Genomic DNA, 474 nt, shown 5'->3' on the forward strand with positions numbered 1-474 from the left:
ATAGTGATGGTGTCAACGATTCTGATGATATTGATCCAACCAATCCTGCTGTATCTGATGATAAGGACGATACAGATTCCGATGGCTTAGATAGTGAAGGCGAATCTGAAGCCGGCACTAACCCAGATAACTCGGACACTGACAGTGATGGCGTCAATGATTCTGATGATATTGATCCAACCAATCCTGCTGTATCTGATGATAAGGACGATACAGATTCCGATGGCTTAAATAGTGAAGGTGAATCTGAAGCCGGCACCGACCCAGATAACTCTGACACTGACGGCGATGGTGTTAACGATTCTGATGATGTTAAACCGTTAGACCCAACAATTTCCGATGATAAAGACGATCCAGATTCGGATAATCTGACTTCAGATGAGGAAAGTGAAGCAGGCACTGATCCAGATAACTCCGATACTGATGGCGATGGTGTCAACGATTCCGATGATGTTAAACCGTTAGACCCAACAA

The 474-nt window shown here is 44.3% G+C and carries 1 pseudogene; it reads left to right on the forward strand.

Features of this window, described 5'->3' with window-relative positions:
• A pseudogene (locus EKM80_RS14865) lies at positions 1–474 on the forward strand (hypothetical protein); the annotation flags it as partial.

It is taken from the genome of Loigolactobacillus jiayinensis (assembly GCF_003946445.1).
In the GTDB taxonomy this organism is placed as follows: Bacteria; Bacillota; Bacilli; order Lactobacillales; family Lactobacillaceae; genus Loigolactobacillus; species Loigolactobacillus jiayinensis.